Here is a 16,760-nt window from a genome sequence, read left to right as displayed (position 1 = left end):
GGGAGACGACGACATTGGCCAATCAGTCGTGCAGCTGCCAACCATCGAACCGCTGCACGCGGTTGCGTCCGCCGCGAATCGCGGTCTGCAGGGCATGCCGCGCGCGCGCCAGCAAGGTATGGCTGTCGTGCGCCTCGTTGGACGTGACCTCAACCAGGCCGGCGCTGATGGTCAGTGCGCCGGTCGGCCAGCTGGCCGCTTCGACTGCCCCGCGCACCGCGTCGATGGTGTTGGCCGCGTCCGGCGCCGAGGTCTGCGGTAACACCACGCAAAGCTGATCGCCCGCCAGGCGCGCCACCGTGGCGTGCTGCGGCAGGTGTGCTTCGAGGATCCGGGCGGCCTGCACACGCGTTGCGTCTGCGGCGGCCGCACCGGCCTGCAATTGCTGCCGTTTGAAGCCGTCCAGATCAATCAGCGCAAAGCTCAGCGGCAGCGGTGACGATGCGGTCGAAGGCTGTACGAGCGTCTGCATGGCATGCTCCAGGCCGTCGCGATTCCACAGCCCGGTGAGCGCGTCGCGCAGCGTGTCCAGTTCGACCAGCTTGGCCGCGTGCTGCAATTCGATCGTGCTGACGACCTGCCGTGCCAGCGCTTGCAATGCATTGCGTTCGGCCACCGACAGGCGTCGCGGCGTGCGGTCGAGCACGCATAGCGTGCCCAGCGCGATGCCGTTGGATGTCAGCAGCGGGGCACCGGCGTAAAAACGGATCTCCGGCTCGCCAGTGACCAGTGCGTTGTCGGCAAAGCGTGCGTCCAGGTGGGTGTCGCCGACTTCCATCACCTGATCGGGCTGCAGGATGGCGTGGGCGCAGAAGGACAACTCGCGCGGCGTCTGCCTCGGCTGCATGCCGACCTTCGACTTGAACCACTGACGCTGGGTATCCACCAGCGAAATCAGCGCCATTGGGGTCCGGCATACCGCAGCGGCGATCGAGGTGAAGGCGTCGTAGCCCGGTTCCGGTGCGGTATCCAGGATCTGGTAATCGTGCAGCGCGGCAAGCCGGTCGTCTTCGTTGGCCGGCTTGCGGGCACCGAGGCCGGCATGTATCCCGCCGGGCAACAGCGTGGCGTGGACCAGGTTCAACGCTGGCGCGTCAGGAATCTGCATGCAAAGGACAACCGGAAAGGGCGCCGATAGCGCGATGAGTGTCTGGCAGCGGCGATGCCGATGTCGCCAAGCCGCAGCCCGGTCTGCCTCCAAACGATGAAGCAGCACGCGTCAGCCATCCAGCAACCGATGCGTGATCGAATGGTGCCATATCGGCCAACGGCGTGGAATGTGCGTGATGCATGCCGGTGCTGCAGCGACGTGGCAGGCGTTACTTGCCCTGGCCGGCATTGCCTTTCGGACGGCGGTTCTGTTCGTTATCGACTTTCAGGTCCTCGACCCCGGGACGCTGTTTGGCGACATCGTCCTGTCGACGGTCTTGCTGACTCTCGGTGACGCCGTGGGTGTTGTCGGCAGCCTTGTCGGGTTGGCGCTGGTCGTTGCTCATGGCGTGCGTCCGCTGTGAAGGTGGCAGACACGTTAGCGCGCACGGTGTGATCCCCGCGCCATGGCTGCAGGCGGCGCCGGCGACCAGTACCGTGCCTACGCAAAAAAGCCCCGGAAACGTGGTTTCCGAGGCCTTTGATGAATCATGCAATGGTGGAGCGGAAGGGGATCGAACCCTCGACCTTCGCGATGCGAACGCGACGCTCTCCCAGCTGAGCTACCGCCCCACGTGGTTTGATTCTAACCACATGCCGCGCGGTTCGCCAATGGCGTCCGGCGCCGACGGACCGCGCCGTCACAGCGCGGCCCTGCAGACGTTACTCGCGAACCAGCGGGAACTTGAGGTCCGGGTTCTTGGCCTTCCATTCCTTGTACGACACCGAGCCTTCCCAGGCCGCAAAGGCCTTCGGGGTGCGGCCACGGCCGGACCAGGTCTCGCCGGTGTGCGGCAGTTCGTACTTGGGCTTCACTTCGCTGCGGCCGCTCTTGACCACTTCCTTGCGTGCACCGGTGGTGCCCAGGTAGGCGGCAATGTCGTTGCGCTGCTTGGTGTTGAAATGGCCGGCAAACTGCTCAAGCAGCGAGACGATGGTGGCATGCGCAGAGGATGCCTCGCTCGCGCGCTCGGTTTTCTCCTGTTCTTCCAGCTTCTGCAGCTCGTCCAGCAGCTTGGCTTTGGCTTGCGCGATGGAGTCCAGTTTCGAAGAAGTATTGCTCACAGAGGTATGGCCTCGGAATAAGGGTGGAGACGCTGCCCAATGGGCGCGCGTCATTATGGCATGCGGTCCGGGGGCGACCGCTGCGTGTGCACTGCTTGCACATGCGGCGAACAGGTCTTTTGCAAGGCCCGGTGGCGCACTGTCGCATTGTCCTGCCGGAGGCGGCAACGCCGGTTGGGCATGCCGCGATCCTTGCTGCAACGATACAGGAGCAGCAGGGACGCGATGCCAGACATCCGGTGATGTATGTCGCTGCAAGTCCGGCGTCGGCGCCGCACCGACGCTATCAATCTCTTTCAGCCTTTCGTGGGCCGGGCGTCGCAGGATCGGCGGTATGCACCAGCGACGCCAATGCCCGCATTGCTGCGCGCTTCGATCGCGGACTATCTGCCGGCATTACGCCGTCGCGTCGTCCAGCAGAGGCGTCAGCTGCGCTTCGAGCACCTCGCGGCGCCATTGGCCGAGTGCGGCAGGCCAGCTGCGTTGTTCGATCAGGGTTTCCAGGTGTCGGCGCGAGGCCAGGATGCCGTCGGGCAATTCCAGCTCGCGGCTGCGCTGGGCCACCGCATCCTGCAGGCGCTTGAGCGTGGCCTTGTTGCCGTCGGTGGCGGCCTGCGCCAGCGGCGCCTTGTCTTCGTCGGGCAGTGGCGTGTTGAGTGCGTCCCATACCGCAGCGGCCAGCTTGCGCGGCGCCTTGGGGAACTTGTCGAACTGGCGCAGCAAGGCGTCCAGATCGGCGGGCGGAAAGCGCGCCAGCTGGCTGGCCAGTTCGTTGTCCAGGATCCAGCTGCGCGGACGATCGCTCTGACGCGCCTGCAGGTCGCGCCAACGCAGCAGCCGCAGCAGCCGACGTTGCGCGGCAGGCTCCAGGAACTGTGCGGTGCGCAGGCTCACATGCGGCCAACGCTCGCCATCGTCGTGTTCGACCGTCGCGAGCAGGCGCTCGGCATCTTCGGCCAACCAGCCCAGGCGATCCTGCTCCGTCAGGCGGCGGGTGAGTTCGTCGTGGATGGCGAACAGGTAACGCACATCGTCGGCGGCGTATTCCAGCTGCGCCGGCGACAGCGGACGACGCATCCAGTCCGAGCGCGTCTCGCCCTTGGTCAGCAAGGTGCCGGTCACTTCCTGCACCAGTTTCTGATAGCCCATGCCACCGCCCACGCCGGCCAGTGCGGCAGCGATCTGGGTGTCGAACAACGGCCGAGGCAATACGCCGCAGGCGCACTTGAAGGTCACCAGGTCTTCGCTGGCGCTGTGCATCACCTTGACGATATCGGTGGCGGTCAACCACTCCCCGAGTGCCTCGTTCATGCCGGGAATCAACGGGTCGATCAGCAGGATCTCCTCGCCGATGGCCATCTGCACCAGCGCCAGTTGTGGCCAGTAGGTGCGTTCGCGGATGAATTCCGTATCCAGGCCAATGCGGGCCGGACGCGACGCTTGCAGGCGTTCAGTGAGCTCGGAGGGGTGGGTGATCCAGTGGGGCACGTGATTTCCGTCGACAGCAGGGGTTTGCGCAGAACGCGCAGAATAGCCTAACGTCGCGATCGCCTGTCGTGCGGCAGAGCACTGGAAGGAGCAGGTGGTGGGTGAGTGCGGTAACCGGATCGCAGCGTGGACCTTGGTCGCGCTCAGCATGTGCGGCTGTTCGCGCGCACCGGCGCCTGCGCCTGCCGCTGCGCCAAAACCGGCGGCAGTGGAGGCTGCACCAAGCAAGCCGAATGTATCCATCGGCGGCGAAGAATCGGCCGAAACCGTGGCGCAATGGCAACCGCCTGCGGTAGAGCTTGGCGATGAGTCGCTCGCGCAGGCGCGCAAACGTGCTGACCAGGCGCTGAAGGAAAATCGGCTGTTTCGCAACGCCGACGATGCGATTCCGCTGTATCTGGCGATCCAGCAACGTGCCGGTGGCCAGGATGCGGCCAGCCGTCGCGGCCTGGAGCAGGCGCGGCGCCGGTTGATCGAGCGTGGCGATGCCTTGATCGCGCAGACCGAGCGCCAGGACGATGCGCTGGAACAGGCGCGCGAACTGGCGATCGTGGCGTTGGCGCTCGCCCCACAGGATCCGAAGGTGCGTGGGCTGCAACGCGAGGTGGAAACTGCGCAGCGCGTGCTCGGGTTCAATCGCGCCGGCGAGGACGACCTGCGCGCCGGGCGCCTGGGCGAAGACGGTAATGGCGCGTTGGCGAATTTTCGCGATGCCGCGCAGCTGGATCCGGATAACCCGCGCACGCGTCAGGGGCTGGCGGCAGTGGAAAGTGGCTTGTTGGCGCGCGCCGAACGTGCGGCCGAGGTGGGCGACTTCATCGGTGCGCGGTATTGGTTGCAGATGGCCGGCCAGGTGCGCGAGCGCGCGCCCACCATGGCCGATGCGCGCACGCGCATCGAACGCATGCGTCGGGCGCAAATCACCGCATTGCACGACGCCGGGCTGCACGATCTGAATTCGCCGCGTGGACTCAAGGCTGCCGGCGAAAAACTGGCCGAGGTACTGCGTATCGCCGATCCGGGCGATCCGGTGGCGGGCGACCTGCGCCGTCGCCTGGAGCTGGCCACGCATTACGGCAGCTTCCGGCCCGGGCAGGTATTCACCGATGGGCTGAAAGTCGGCGGTCGCGGGCCGCAGATGATCGTGGTGCCGCACGGTGCGTTTCAGATGGGCGCAGGCGACGCCGAACCGGGTGCTTCGGACAACGAGCGCCCCGCGCATTACGTGCGCTTCGCGCGCGGCTTCGCGTTGTCGATCACCGAAGTGACAGTCGATGAATTTCGTCAATTCGTCCGCGCCACCGGCGCCCGTCCGCGTGCCACCCGGCGCGGGCATTCGGTGGTGTACGACGAGCGCAGCGGTAACTTCATCCGACGCAGTGGGGTGGATTGGCAATCGGACTACAACGGCGCGCAGGCCGCGCCCAACAGCCCGGTGATGCACGTCAGCGTTCGCGACGCCGAGGCCTATGCGAGCTGGTTGTCGGAACAGACCGGCCGCCATTACCACGTGCCCAGCGAGGCCGAGTTCGAATATGCGGTGCGCGCCGGCACCACCGGTCGCTATCCGTGGGGCAATGCGGGCTCGCCGCCGTTGAATGCGGGCAACTTCACCGGTGGCAACGATATCTCGCGCAGCGGCCGGCACTGGAACAACGGTTTCGTCGGATACGGCGACGGCTTCTGGGGGCCGGCGCCGGTTGGCAGTTTCCGCGCCAACGCCTGGGGCCTGCACGACATGGGCGGCAACCTGAGCGAGTGGGTGGCCGACTGCTGGCATGCCAGCTACCGCCGCGCGCCCGCCGACGGTGCGGCGTGGTTCAACCCCGGCTGCCGGCAGCGCATGATCCGTGGCGGCAGCTGGGCCAACTCCCCGCAGCAGACGCGCGCGGCATGGCGGCAGTCGCAGGATTCGGATACCACCAGCGCACGCATCGGCTTTCGCCTGGCGCGCGGCATCTAAAGCAGCCATCAAGCGACCAGGCACGGGGCGGGCGCGGACGCCGGCAGCGATGCGACCGACGGTGCTGCCCATCTATCGCTGTGCTCACCCCGGGTGCGGGCAGGGCGTGACCGGCAATGCTGGTCAGTCAGTGAATGCCCGCGCCTGTTCGGTCGGCAGCGTGCGGCGCCTTGAGCGATGTTGCCTGCGATGTGCCGCGCATGGACCTGCCTGGTCCGATCCACCGGCGCCGGCAGGCTTAACCGCAGCGAACACGTGCTGACAGGCGGCCGAACCGGGTGAGGGTGCGCAGGTCTAAGCTTGTGCGCTTCTGACAGGACTGCCGCGATGGGCTTGGGGATCAAGATGTTTCGTTGGGTGATGGCGGCGCTGCTCATTGGCGGCAGCGGCTACGCGGTGGCGCGGCATATGCAGGACGGCAATACCGCCGGGCATTATCGTTCGGTGGAGGTGATTCGCCCGGAAGGCGTGCCCAAGGCGATGGTCGTGTTGTTGCCCGACAGCGGCCATGCCCAGGATGGCCAGCGGCTTGCCGAGATGCTCAGCAACGACGGTGCGTTGGTGGCGGTGGTCGATACCGCGAGGTATCGCGAACGTGTGCGTTCCCACCACGCCGCGTGCAGTTCGCTGGCCGACGACGCCGAGCGGCTCGGCAAGAAGCTGCTGCGGGCCGAGCATGTGGATGCGTTCATGCCGCCGGTGCTGGTGGGGCAGGGCGATGGTGCGGTGCTGGCACGCCAGGCGTTGGCGTCGGCGGCGCCCGACGTGCTGGGTGGTGCCGTCGTCGCCGATGCGGGTACCAACGATCCCGGGCTGGCCTGCTCGCGCGACGTGCACGACGCCAATCAGGGCTTCCTCGATGATCTGGTCGACGATGCCAGCCCGATGCAGATCGCCGCCGCCACCCGGGACCACTTCCTGGCAGCGCAGGCGGAAGGCTTGGGCGATCTACCGCTGGTCGAATTGCACGCGCCGGGCAGCGACCGGCTGGTGGTGATGCTGTCCGGTGATGGTGGCTGGCGTGAACTGGATAAAGGCATTGCCGCGCAATTGCAGCAGCAGGGCGTGTCGGTGGTGGGCTGGAACAGCCTGCGCTACTTCTGGGCCAGCCGCACGCCGCAGCAGGTCGGTGCGGATCTGGATCGGGTGATCGCAACCTACCAGCAGCGTTGGCACATCCATCATGTGGCGCTGGTCGGCTACTCGTTCGGTGCCGATGTGCTGCCGTTTGCCTACCCGGACCTGTCACCGCGACAGCGCGCATCGGTGCAGTTCGTGAGCTTGCTCGGCCTCGGCCACGAGGCGGATTTCAAGGTCCGCGTCGGTGGCTGGCTGGGCTGGCATAACGATGCCGAGCGCGACGTGGAGCCGGCGATCCAGTCGCTGGATCCGCATCGTCTGCAATGCATCTATGGCGATCAGGAGAAAGACACGCTGTGCCCGGAGCTACGTGTGCGTGGCGTGGAGGTGGTAGTGCGTCCTGGCGGGCATCATTTCGACCATGATCCAGTGGCGTTGGCAGGCCTGCTGATGCAGGGCTGGGAACGTGCGGCGCAGACGCCCAGTCACGGCTAAAGCGCGTGTGATGCACCTTTGACGCACCTTGAGCGGTGCGCGCGGTCTGTTGAACCCTCGCCCGGGCGGGCCGCCTGGGCGAGGCGTTGAATGGAGCGTCGGCGCGCCATCTGTCACGCCACGCGGCGATCGTCGGGCGGCCGCAGTCGGAGTTCTCACTGCGATACAGCGGGAACAACGCAAAGTCGATCACCGATACAGCTGCGTGGCGGCGATGGCGACCCGATACGGTGCCGCTGTCATCGCGGCAACGCGCAGGTGTGTTCTTGTCCGGTAGTCCGCAGCAAACCCGTGTAGACGTGATTCGTCGCCGTCAGTCGTCGCTTGGTTCGACTCGCACGTCGATGCTGCCTTCGGCCAGCTGCGCGTGCAGGCGCTCGCCTGCCACCACATCGGTGGCGCTGCGCACCACGCATCCATCGCCGGGGCGGGTGACGATGGCATAACCACGCGCCACCGTGGCCAGCGGGCTGACCGCTTCCAGCGAGCGCGCCACGCTGCGCAGACGCAGCTGGTCATGCTGCAGGCGCCGCTGCATCGCTGCCTGCGGATGCAGTGCGCGTAGTCGCTGCTGAAAGTTGGCCAGGTTGCGCTGCGGGTTATGCGCCTGCAGCTGGCCCTGCCCACGCTGCACGCGTGCCTGCAGCCGCTCCAGCACCTGGGTCATGCGCGCACGCAACTGGCGGGCGGCATCTTCCTGACGACGGTGCAGCAGCTGCAGCCGCGCCTGCGGGCGATGCGCACGCAGGCGCAAGGCGAGCCGGTCGGCGCGCTGCATCGCGTTGCCCAAGCTGTGTTGTTGCAGCTGGGCAATGCGTGCATGCGCGCGCTGCACGCGCGCGACCAGCTCGCGCTGATCGGGCACCAGCAGTTCCGCTGCCACCGACGGCGTGGGCGCACGCACGTCGGCGACGAAATCGCTGAGGCTGACGTCGGTCTCGTGCCCGACTGCCGACACCACCGGCGTCTGCGCGGCGGCAATCGCGCGGGCCAGCCGCTCGTCGTTGAATGCCCAAAGATCTTCCAGCGAGCCGCCACCGCGCGTGAGCAGGATGACGTCGTAGCGCCCGGATGCATCGGCACGCTGCAGCAGCGAGGTGATCTGCGCGGCTGCGCTGTCGCCTTGCACCAACGACGGCAGCAGGTCCACCTCCAGCAACGGAAAGCGGCGTGCCAGGACACTGAGCACGTCACGCACCGCCGCACCGCTGGGCGAAGTGATCACGGCCAGGCGGCGCACATGCGCCGGTAACGGCTGCTTGCGTTCGCTATCGAACAGCCCTTCGGCGGCCAGGCGCGCCCGCAGTTCGTCAAAGGCGCGACGCAGGGCGCCTTCGCCGGCCTCTTCCATGTGATCGAGCACCAGCTGGTAGTCGCCGCGTGCCTCATACAGGGTGAGGCGTCCGCGCGCGAGCACGCGCAAGCCTTCGCGCGGCTGGAACTTCAGCCAGGTGCTCTTGGGCTTGAACATCGCGCAACGGATCTGCGCGCGGGCGTCCTTGAGCGTGAAGTACAGGTGGCCCGAGGACGGGCGGGTGACACTGCTCAACTCCGCTTCCACCCAGACCAACGGAAAACTGCCCTCCAGCAGGTCGCGCGCCAGCGTGTTGAGCTGGCTGGGGGTGAGGATCTGTTCGTTGCGGTCTGCCATCGCCGCATTATCCCGCAGCGGCGATGCGCGTGCGTGAGCGCATCGGTCGGGAACTCACAGGCCGTGTTGCGCCAGCGCCCAGCCCACATGCTCGCGCACCAGCTCCGATGCATCGTGGCGACGTGCTTCCAGTGCCGCCAAGACGTCCGGCGTGCCGGGCGCATTGCCCAGGCCCACTGCGATATTGCGCAACCACCGCTGATGGCCGCTGCGACGGATCGGGCTGCCTTCGGTGCGGCGCAGGAACTCGTCCTGGTCCCAGGCGAACAGCTGCGGCAGTGTGGCCACGTCCAGGTCGTTGCGGGCGCGGAAGTCGGCTTCGTCGGTGCGCTGGGCGAACTTGTTCCAGGGGCAGATCAACTGGCAGTCGTCGCAGCCGAAGATGCGGTTGCCGATCGGCTTGCGCATCTGTTCGGGAATCGCACCCTCGTGTTCGATGGTGAGATAGGCGATGCAGCGACGTGCGTCCAGCCGGTACGGGGCGATGATGGCCTGGGTCGGGCAGATGTCGATGCAGCGCGTGCAGCTGCCGCAATGCGCGGTGGCCGGAGTGTCGATGGGCAGCGGCAGATCAAGATAGATCTCGCCCAGAAAGAACCACGAGCCGCCATTGCGATCGATCAGGCAGGTGTGTTTGCCGATCCAGCCCAACCCGGCATTGCGCGCCAATGCGCGCTCCAGCACCGGCGCGGAATCGACGAACACCCGATAGCCGAATGCGCCGATCTCGCCCTGGATACGCTCGGCCAGTTTCTGCAGCCGGTTGCGCATCAGCTTGTGGTAGTCGCGCCCCAGTGCATACCGCGCCACATAAGCGCGACGACCATCGTGCAAGGTGTTCCAGGCTTCGTTGTCGTCCTTGCGGCCGTAATCCATGCCTACCGACAGCACGCGCAAGGTGCCGGGCACCAGCTCCTGCGGGCGCGAACGCTTGTCGCCGTGCTGGGCCATCCAGTGCATGGTTCCGTACAGACCTTCTTCCAGCCAGCTGCGCAGATGCGCCTCGTCCTCGCCCAGCTCGATGCCGGTGATGCCGCAGCGTTGAAAGCCGGCCTCGCGCGCAAGCGCACGGATGCGCGCGGCGGCGTCGGTGGGGTCGGTGGGGTCGGGTCGGACGGAAACGGCAGACATGGCGACAAGTATAGAATTCCCGGCATGTATGCACCGCTCGATCTTTACGACACCGCCGCCGCGCGCAGGCTCGATGCGCAGGCCACCACGCTGCTCGGTGGCGATGGCTACACCCTGATGCAACGCGCCGGGCAGGCCGCCTGGCATGACCTGTTGCAACGCTGGCCGCAGGCGCGCCGCATCGTGGTGGTCTGCGGCACTGGTAACAACGGTGGCGATGGCTACGTGCTGGCGCGCCTGGCGCAGCGGGCCGGGCGTCAGGTGCGCGTGGTGCATCTGCCCGAGCATGGCCCGGGCTCGGACCTGGCGCAGCGCGCCTGTACCGATTATCTGGCTGTAGGCGGGACGATCGCGCTGTTTCCGGATCCGCTGGCGCAGGCCGATGTCATTGTCGATGCGCTGTTCGGTATCGGTCTCAACCGCGCACCGGATAGCGAGACCTCCGGGCTGATCGAGGCCATCAATGCGGCCGGCGTTCCGGTGTTCGCGCTGGACGTGCCCAGCGGGATCGATGCCGATCACGGTGTGGCATTCGGCGCCGCGATACGTGCCGACGCCACCTTGCAGTTCATCGTGGCGCATGTCGGCTTGTCTACCGGCGATGCGCTGGAGCATGCAGGCACGCTCGCACTCGCATCGCTGGATGTCCCCGATGCCGCATTCGATGGGCTTGCGCCGGCTGCGCAGCGGTGGGACATCGACGCCCTGGCCGCGCAGCTGCGCCCGCGTCGGCGCAATACGCATAAAGGCGAATCCGGGCGTGTGCTGTGTGTCGGTGGCAATGTCGGCAGCGGCGGCGCAATCATGCTCGCCGCGGAAGCCGCGTTGCGCAGCGGGGCAGGGTTGGTGCAGGTCGCCACCCGCGCCGAACACGTGGCGCCGCTGCTGGCGCGCTGCCCGGAAGCGATGGTGCGCGCGGTGCAGGCCGACGACGACATCACTGCATGGGCCGATAAGGCCGACGTGGTCGCACTGGGGCCGGGCCTGGGGCAGGATGCCTGGGCGGAAGGGGTGTGGCGCGCCGTGTTGGCGTCGGACACCGCCGTTGTCATCGATGCCGATGGCCTGAATCTGCTGGCCGCCAACGCGCTGCCGACGCGCGGCCCGCGCGTCCTGACTCCGCACCCCGGCGAGGCCGCTCGTCTGCTTGGTCTGTCCACCGCACAGGTCCAGCGCGATCGCCTGGCCGCCGCAGATGCATTAGCCAAGCGCTTCGACGCGGTAGTCGTCCTGAAGGGCGCCGGCAGCGTTGTCGCTGCGCCGCACGCGCTGCCGCGGATCATCGGCGCCGGCAATCCGGGCATGGCGGTCGGCGGTATGGGCGATCTGCTGACAGGGGTGATCGCGGCCCTGCTGGCGCAGGGCTGGTCGCCCTTCGATGCCGCCAGCCTCGGCGCGTTGTTGCATGGCTGCGCCGGCGATGCGGCTGCGCGCGAGGGCGAGCGCGGCCTGCTGCCGACCGATTTACTGCCCGAATTACGTCGCCTCGCCAACGCCGGAGCCATTGCATGAATCAACTCGCCGCACACCTGGCCGACGCGCAGGCCACTGAAACCCTCGGCCAGGCGTTGGCTGCAGTGCGGCCTGGCAGTGCGGTCGTGCAACTGCACGGTGATCTGGGTGCGGGCAAATCCACGCTGGCGCGCGCGCTGTTGCGCGCACTCGGGGTCACCGGGCCGATTCGTAGCCCCACCTACACCTTGGTCGAGCGTTATCCGCTCAGCACCGGCGATGAAGCCTGGCATCTGGACCTGTACCGCATCGGCCACGCTGGCGAGCTGGATTTTCTCGGCCTGGACGAAGGCAGCGCGAGCCTGTGGTTGGTCGAATGGCCGGAACGCGGCGCAGGCGCACTGCCGCCGGCGGATCTGGACATCGAACTGGCCGTCGAAGGCGATGGCCGCAGCGTACAACTGCTGGGACGCAGCGACACCGGCCGCGACTGGCTGACGCGCATGTCGCGCCTGCCTCAGTTGCGATCCCTTTTTGCGAGCCAACAGGAGGAATGAACGCCAGGTTATGGATTATTAAGGGAAATTGCCTTGCAATTCACGCTGTTGGATGATTGAATCCAGCGCCATGACACCGGGGATCCGCCAAGTTTGTGTTTCCGCCCTGACCGCCAGCTTGAGCCTGGCGGTTTTTGCTGCATGGGCCGGGGAAATCAAGGGCGTTGGCGTCAGTACCGGTGCCACCGGGACGCGTGCGGAAATTCAACTCGCCGGCAGCGGTGGTTTCAAGACACTGTCGCTCGCCAATCCCAACCGATTGGTGGTGGATTTTCCCGATTCGTCGGGGATGCGTGGGCTCAAGCTGCCGGCTGCCGCTGGTCTGGTGACATCGGTGCGTACCGGTCAACCGGTCCCCGGCACCTTCCGGGTGGTCTTCGAGTTGGCAACGCCGGTCACGCCGCTGAAGCCGCAGATGCAGACGCTGGGTAGCGCCTCGACCTTGGTGATCGAGTGGCCGGGCGACCCGACGCCCGCCTCCAATGGCATCGCCACCACCACGATGGCACCTGCGATGCCCGCACCGCGTCCGGTGGATGCGCAAGCCGAAGCGGCGCGCGCCACTGCCGCGCTGGCCGCTTCCGCGCAACGTGCATCCGCAGCGCCGCCTGCACCGACCCCACCGCCTTACGTGCCCGCATCGGCAATGCCCAGCGTCACGCCGGCAGCGGTGCCGACCACGGTCGCCACCGGCGTGCCGACACCGCGTCCGGGTACCGCGACCACTGCGGTGACGACCAGCACGGCCGCACCGGCAAGCACCGCCGGCAACACGCCGAATCGCGTCACCGTCTCCACGGCTAACGCCTCGGCAGGCACCGCGATGGCGGGCAATGCCGCATCGCCCGCGGCCATCTTGAATGGCGGCAATGCGCCGTCTCGCGCTGCGTACGGAACCCCGATCGCCGCTGCGCCGACGACCGCGTCCGGAAACATCGCCGCTGCGGACGATGACGACATTCCGCCGCGTCCGGTGCTGCCCAGCGAGGCTGCGCGGGTCAAGATGGCAGCTGGCATGCGGCCGCTGATCGTGGCGATCGATCCCGGTCACGGCGGCCAGGATCCGGGCGCCATGGGCCCCACCGGCAAGCGCGAAAAGGACGTGACCCTGGCGGTCGGTCGTGAGCTGGCGCGCCAGATCAACGCCACACCCGGCATGAAGGCCTACCTGACCCGCGACAGCGACGTGTTCATTCCGCTGCCGATGCGTGCGCAGAAGGCACGCGCCGCCAAGGCCGATATCTTCATCTCCATCCACGCCGACGCAGCCGAGAATCGCAGCGCGACCGGCTCGTCGGTCTATGTGCTGTCGACCAAGGGCGCCTCCTCGCAGCGCGCACGTTGGTTGGCCGACAAGGAAAATGCCGCCGACCTGGTCGGCGGCGTGCGTTTGCAGCAGACCGAAAGCACGCTGGCCAATGTGCTGCTCGATCTGGCGCAGAGCGGCCACATGAAGGCGTCCGAAGACGCGGCAGGGCATGTGCTCGGCGGCCTCAAGCGGATCGGCAACAATCACAAGCCGCAGCTGGAACGCGCCAACTTCGCGGTGCTGCGTACCTCCGACATGCCGGCGATGCTGGTGGAAACGGCGTTTATCTCCAATCCGGATGAAGAACGCCGTCTGATCGATCCGGCCTACCAGCGCAAGATCGCCTCGGCGGTGCTGGATGGCATCGATACCTTCTTCACCCGCCAGCCGCCGCCGGGCACCTTGTTTGCCGCGCGTGCGCAGGCCGAAGCCGATGCTGCCGCCGGCACCGTGGCCGGCGGCAGCCGCTAAGCCGCTCGGCTATCATTCCGTATTGATTCCCTGGATGACGGCGCTCGCGCGCCGCCGGATTGCCGTGCCGACGTCTGTCTTGCCTGTTACACCCTCGCTCTGTCGCATGTTGTGCGTCCACCGCGCGAGCCTGCGCTGATGGCGATCCGCCAGCTGCCCGAGATTCTGATCAACCAGATTGCCGCCGGCGAAGTCGTCGAGCGGCCCGCTTCCGTGGTCAAGGAACTGGTCGAAAATGCACTCGATGCCGGCGCCACGCGCGTGGATATCGAGCTGGAAGAAGGCGGCGTGCGGCTGATCCGCATCCGCGACAACGGTGGCGGCATCACCCCGGACGAATTGCCACTGGCAGTGTCGCGGCATGCCACCAGCAAGATCGCGTCGCTGGACGATCTGGAGACCGTCGCCACGCTCGGTTTTCGTGGCGAAGCCCTGCCGTCGATCGCTTCGGTCAGCCGCTTCACCCTGATCTCGCGTCGCCACGATGCCGAGCATGGCTCCGCGCTGGAGATCGAAGGCGGGCGCCTGGGCGAGGTGATGCCACGTGCGCACGCGCCCGGCACCACCGTCGAAGTACGCGAGTTGTTCTTCAATGTGCCGGCGCGGCGCAAGTTCCTGCGTGCCGAGCGCACCGAACTCGGGCATATCGAAGAGTGGCTGCGTTCGTTGGCGCTGGCGCGGCCGGATGTGGAGTTGCGGGTTTCGCACAACGGCAAACCCTCGCGTCGCTACAAGCCGGGGGATCTGTATTCGGATGCGCGACTGGGCGAAACGCTGGGCGAGGACTTCGCGCGGCAGGCCTTGCGCGTGGATCACAGCGGCGCCGGTCTGCGTCTGCATGGCTGGGTCGCGCAGCCGCATTATTCGCGCGCCAGCACCGACCAGCAGTATCTCTACGTCAATGGCCGCTCGGTGCGCGATCGCAGCGTCGCGCATGCGGTCAAGATGGCCTATGGCGATGTGCTGTTCCATGGTCGTCAGCCGGCCTACGTGCTGTTTCTGGAACTGGACCCGGCGCGCGTGGACGTCAACGTCCATCCGGCCAAGCACGAGGTGCGCTTCCGTGAGGCGCGGCTGATCCACGACTTCGTGTACCGCACCTTGCAGGACGCGCTGGCGCACACGCGTGCCGGCGCGACGCCGAACGCCATTGGCAGTGAAAGCGCGGGATATGCGACAGCGCCGCAGATCGGCATGGGCAACAACAGCCCGGGCTACGGCGCCGCAAGGGGTCATGCAGGCGGTGCGAGCGGTTATGCAGCCTGGACACCATCGCAGACCCCGCTGGGCCTGCGCGTGGATGAAGCGCGTGCCGCCTACAGCGCGCTATACGCGCCCTCGTCCAGCGATGCGCAGCAGCAGTCCACAGCGATGCCCAACGGTTCCGGCACCGGCCTGCCGCAGACCGCTGCAGACAGTGGTGTGCCGCCGCTCGGCTACGCGGTCGCGCAATTGCACGGCATCTACATCCTGGCCGAGAACGCCGAAGGCCTGATCGTGGTGGACATGCACGCCGCACACGAACGGATCGGCTACGAACGGCTCAAGAACGCGCACGACAGCATCGGTCTGCACGCGCAACCGCTGTTGGTGCCGATGACGCTGGCAGTGGGCGAGCGCGAGGCCGACACCGCCGAGCGCGAAGCCGACACGCTGGCCAGCCTGGGCTTCGAGATCACCCGCGCCGGTCCGCAATCGCTGCATGTGCGCAGCATTCCCGCGCTGCTCGCCAATGCCGAACCGGAGGCGCTGTTGCGCGATGTGCTCGGCGATCTGCACGAGCATGGCCAGAGCCGCCGCATCGCCAGTGCGCGCGACGAACTGCTTTCCACCATGGCCTGTCACGGTGCGGTGCGCGCAAATCGCCGCCTCACCGTGCCGGAAATGAACGCGTTGCTGCGCGATATGGAAATCACCGAGCGTTCGGGTCAATGCAACCATGGCCGGCCGACCTGGGCACGGTTTACGCTGAGCGACATCGATCGTTGGTTCCTGAGGGGACGTTGATGGCCGTGCGCAGGGAACGGTGGTGGCTGCTTGGCATGCTGGTGGCAACGGCGCTGGCCGGGTGCGGACGCGACGCGCCGCCGCCTGCCGCGCCGGTCGTGCCGGACAAGACATTCCTGGCCGACAACACCGCCTGGCGCGATGGCCGTCTGCAAGAACTGCGTGCGCCCGATGGCTGGACCAGCCTGGTCGGCCTGCACTGGTTGTCGTTGAAGGCGCATTACATCGGCAGCAGTGCCGATAGCGGCATCAGGCTGGCGGTCGGTCCGCCGAAGATGGGGATGGTGTCCAGCGAGGGTGGCGTGGTGTGGTTCGTGCCCGAGCGTGGCGCTGCGCTGACCGTCGATGGCAAACCGCTGACCGGCAGGATCCGTTTCCACTCCGATCTCGACCCGCAACCGACCTTCATCCGTTTCGATGACGGCAACGGTGTGCTGAGCCTGATTCATCGTGGCGATCGTGACGCGCTGCGGGTCAAGCATGCCGACGCGCCATCGCGGACTCGCTTTGCCGGCCTGGAGTACTGGCCGGCCGATCCATCCTGGCGCATCACGGCGCGCTATGTGCCTAACGCGGTCGGAAAGACCATTCCGATCGTGGACATCGTCGGCATCAGCAGCGAGCAGGCCAATGCCGGAGCGATCGTATTCGAGCGCGACGGCAAGTCGTATCGGCTGGAAACCATCGGCGCACCGGGGCAGCCGATGTTCGTGGTCTTCGCCGATCGCACCAGCGGGCATGGCAGCTATCCTGCTGGGCGCTTTCTCGACCTGGATGTGGCCGATGCAGCGGGGCAGGTGGTGGTCGATTTCAATCGCGCCTACAACCCACCGTGCGCGTTCACCCCTTTTGCGACCTGCCCATTGCCGCCGCCGGAAAACCGCATCGATCTGGCAGTGACCGCAGGCGAAAAAGCCTACAAGGCGCCGCACTGACGTGACC

The 16,760-nt window shown here is 67.0% G+C and carries 13 protein-coding genes and 1 tRNA gene; 7 read left to right on the top strand and 7 right to left on the bottom strand.

What is annotated here, in order from left to right; translation table 11 throughout:
* Positions 1-22 precede the first annotated feature (22 nt).
* The 5 genes from GGR61_RS05260 to rnd all read right to left on the bottom strand — a co-directional run bounded on the left by GGR61_RS05260 (position 23) and on the right by rnd (position 3,702).
* Positions 23-1,108, bottom strand: a complete 1,086-nt coding sequence (locus tag GGR61_RS05260) for a sensor domain-containing diguanylate cyclase (protein WP_184620680.1) — start codon at positions 1,106-1,108, stop codon at positions 23-25.
* Positions 1,109-1,319: 211 nt separating this feature from the next.
* Positions 1,320-1,496: a hypothetical protein gene (locus GGR61_RS05255; RefSeq protein ID WP_184620679.1), complete on the bottom strand. Its 177-nt coding sequence runs from the start codon at positions 1,494-1,496 to the stop codon at positions 1,320-1,322.
* Between the two features lie 150 nt (positions 1,497-1,646).
* Positions 1,647-1,722 (bottom strand) — tRNA-Ala (locus GGR61_RS05250).
* Positions 1,723-1,812: 90 nt separating this feature from the next.
* Positions 1,813-2,214: an H-NS family nucleoid-associated regulatory protein gene (locus GGR61_RS05245; RefSeq protein ID WP_184409222.1), complete on the bottom strand. Its 402-nt coding sequence runs from the start codon at positions 2,212-2,214 to the stop codon at positions 1,813-1,815.
* A 396-nt stretch (positions 2,215-2,610) separates the two neighbouring features.
* A complete protein-coding gene (gene rnd / locus GGR61_RS05240) occupies positions 2,611-3,702 on the bottom strand; it encodes a ribonuclease D (protein WP_184409223.1) in 1,092 nt (363 codons plus the stop codon).
* 148 nt (positions 3,703-3,850) lie between these two features.
* On the opposite strand from rnd, the gene GGR61_RS05235 reads away from it, so the two are divergent.
* Positions 3,851-5,665 carry a formylglycine-generating enzyme family protein gene (locus tag GGR61_RS05235; protein ID WP_260286918.1) on the top strand — a complete coding sequence of 605 codons (1,815 nt, stop codon included), beginning with the start codon at positions 3,851-3,853 and terminating at the stop codon, positions 5,663-5,665.
* Between the two features lie 327 nt (positions 5,666-5,992).
* A complete protein-coding gene (locus GGR61_RS05230) occupies positions 5,993-7,240 on the top strand; it encodes an AcvB/VirJ family lysyl-phosphatidylglycerol hydrolase (protein ID WP_184620677.1) in 1,248 nt (415 codons plus the stop codon).
* 313 nt (positions 7,241-7,553) lie between these two features.
* On the opposite strand, the gene xseA is transcribed toward GGR61_RS05230, so the two are convergent.
* Together xseA and queG are read right to left on the bottom strand one after the other, a co-directional pair.
* Complete coding sequence (gene xseA / locus GGR61_RS05225) at positions 7,554-8,891, bottom strand: exodeoxyribonuclease VII large subunit (protein ID WP_184620676.1); 1,338 nt, start codon at positions 8,889-8,891, stop codon at positions 7,554-7,556.
* A gap of 54 nt (positions 8,892-8,945) precedes the next feature.
* A complete protein-coding gene (queG, locus tag GGR61_RS05220; protein WP_184620675.1) occupies positions 8,946-10,022 on the bottom strand; it encodes a tRNA epoxyqueuosine(34) reductase QueG in 1,077 nt (358 codons plus the stop codon).
* Positions 10,023-10,046: 24 nt separating this feature from the next.
* Between queG and GGR61_RS05215 the strand changes: the two genes are divergently transcribed.
* From GGR61_RS05215 to GGR61_RS05195, 5 genes are all read left to right on the top strand, one after another.
* Positions 10,047-11,534: an NAD(P)H-hydrate dehydratase gene (locus GGR61_RS05215; protein ID WP_184620674.1), complete on the top strand. Its 1,488-nt coding sequence runs from the start codon at positions 10,047-10,049 to the stop codon at positions 11,532-11,534.
* Positions 11,531-12,031, top strand: coding sequence for a tRNA (adenosine(37)-N6)-threonylcarbamoyltransferase complex ATPase subunit type 1 TsaE (tsaE, locus tag GGR61_RS05210; RefSeq protein WP_184620673.1), 501 nt, complete (start codon positions 11,531-11,533; stop codon positions 12,029-12,031). Before GGR61_RS05215 ends, tsaE begins: the two co-directional genes overlap by 4 nt.
* Before the next feature lie 70 nt (positions 12,032-12,101).
* Positions 12,102-13,811, top strand: coding sequence for an N-acetylmuramoyl-L-alanine amidase (locus GGR61_RS05205; RefSeq protein WP_184409230.1), 1,710 nt, complete (start codon positions 12,102-12,104; stop codon positions 13,809-13,811).
* Between the two features lie 138 nt (positions 13,812-13,949).
* Complete coding sequence (gene mutL, locus GGR61_RS05200; RefSeq protein WP_184620672.1) at positions 13,950-15,818, top strand: DNA mismatch repair endonuclease MutL; 1,869 nt, start codon at positions 13,950-13,952, stop codon at positions 15,816-15,818.
* Complete coding sequence (locus GGR61_RS05195) at positions 15,818-16,753, top strand: DUF1684 domain-containing protein (RefSeq protein ID WP_184409232.1); 936 nt, start codon at positions 15,818-15,820, stop codon at positions 16,751-16,753. Before mutL ends, GGR61_RS05195 begins: the two co-directional genes overlap by 1 nt.
* The last annotated feature ends 7 nt before the right edge of the window (positions 16,754-16,760 follow it).

The sequence above is a fragment of the Xanthomonas sp. 3058 genome (assembly GCF_014199765.1).
Classification (GTDB): domain Bacteria; phylum Pseudomonadota; class Gammaproteobacteria; order Xanthomonadales; family Xanthomonadaceae; genus Xanthomonas; species Xanthomonas campestris_B.
This window is presented reverse-complemented; position numbering and strand designations above follow the sequence as displayed.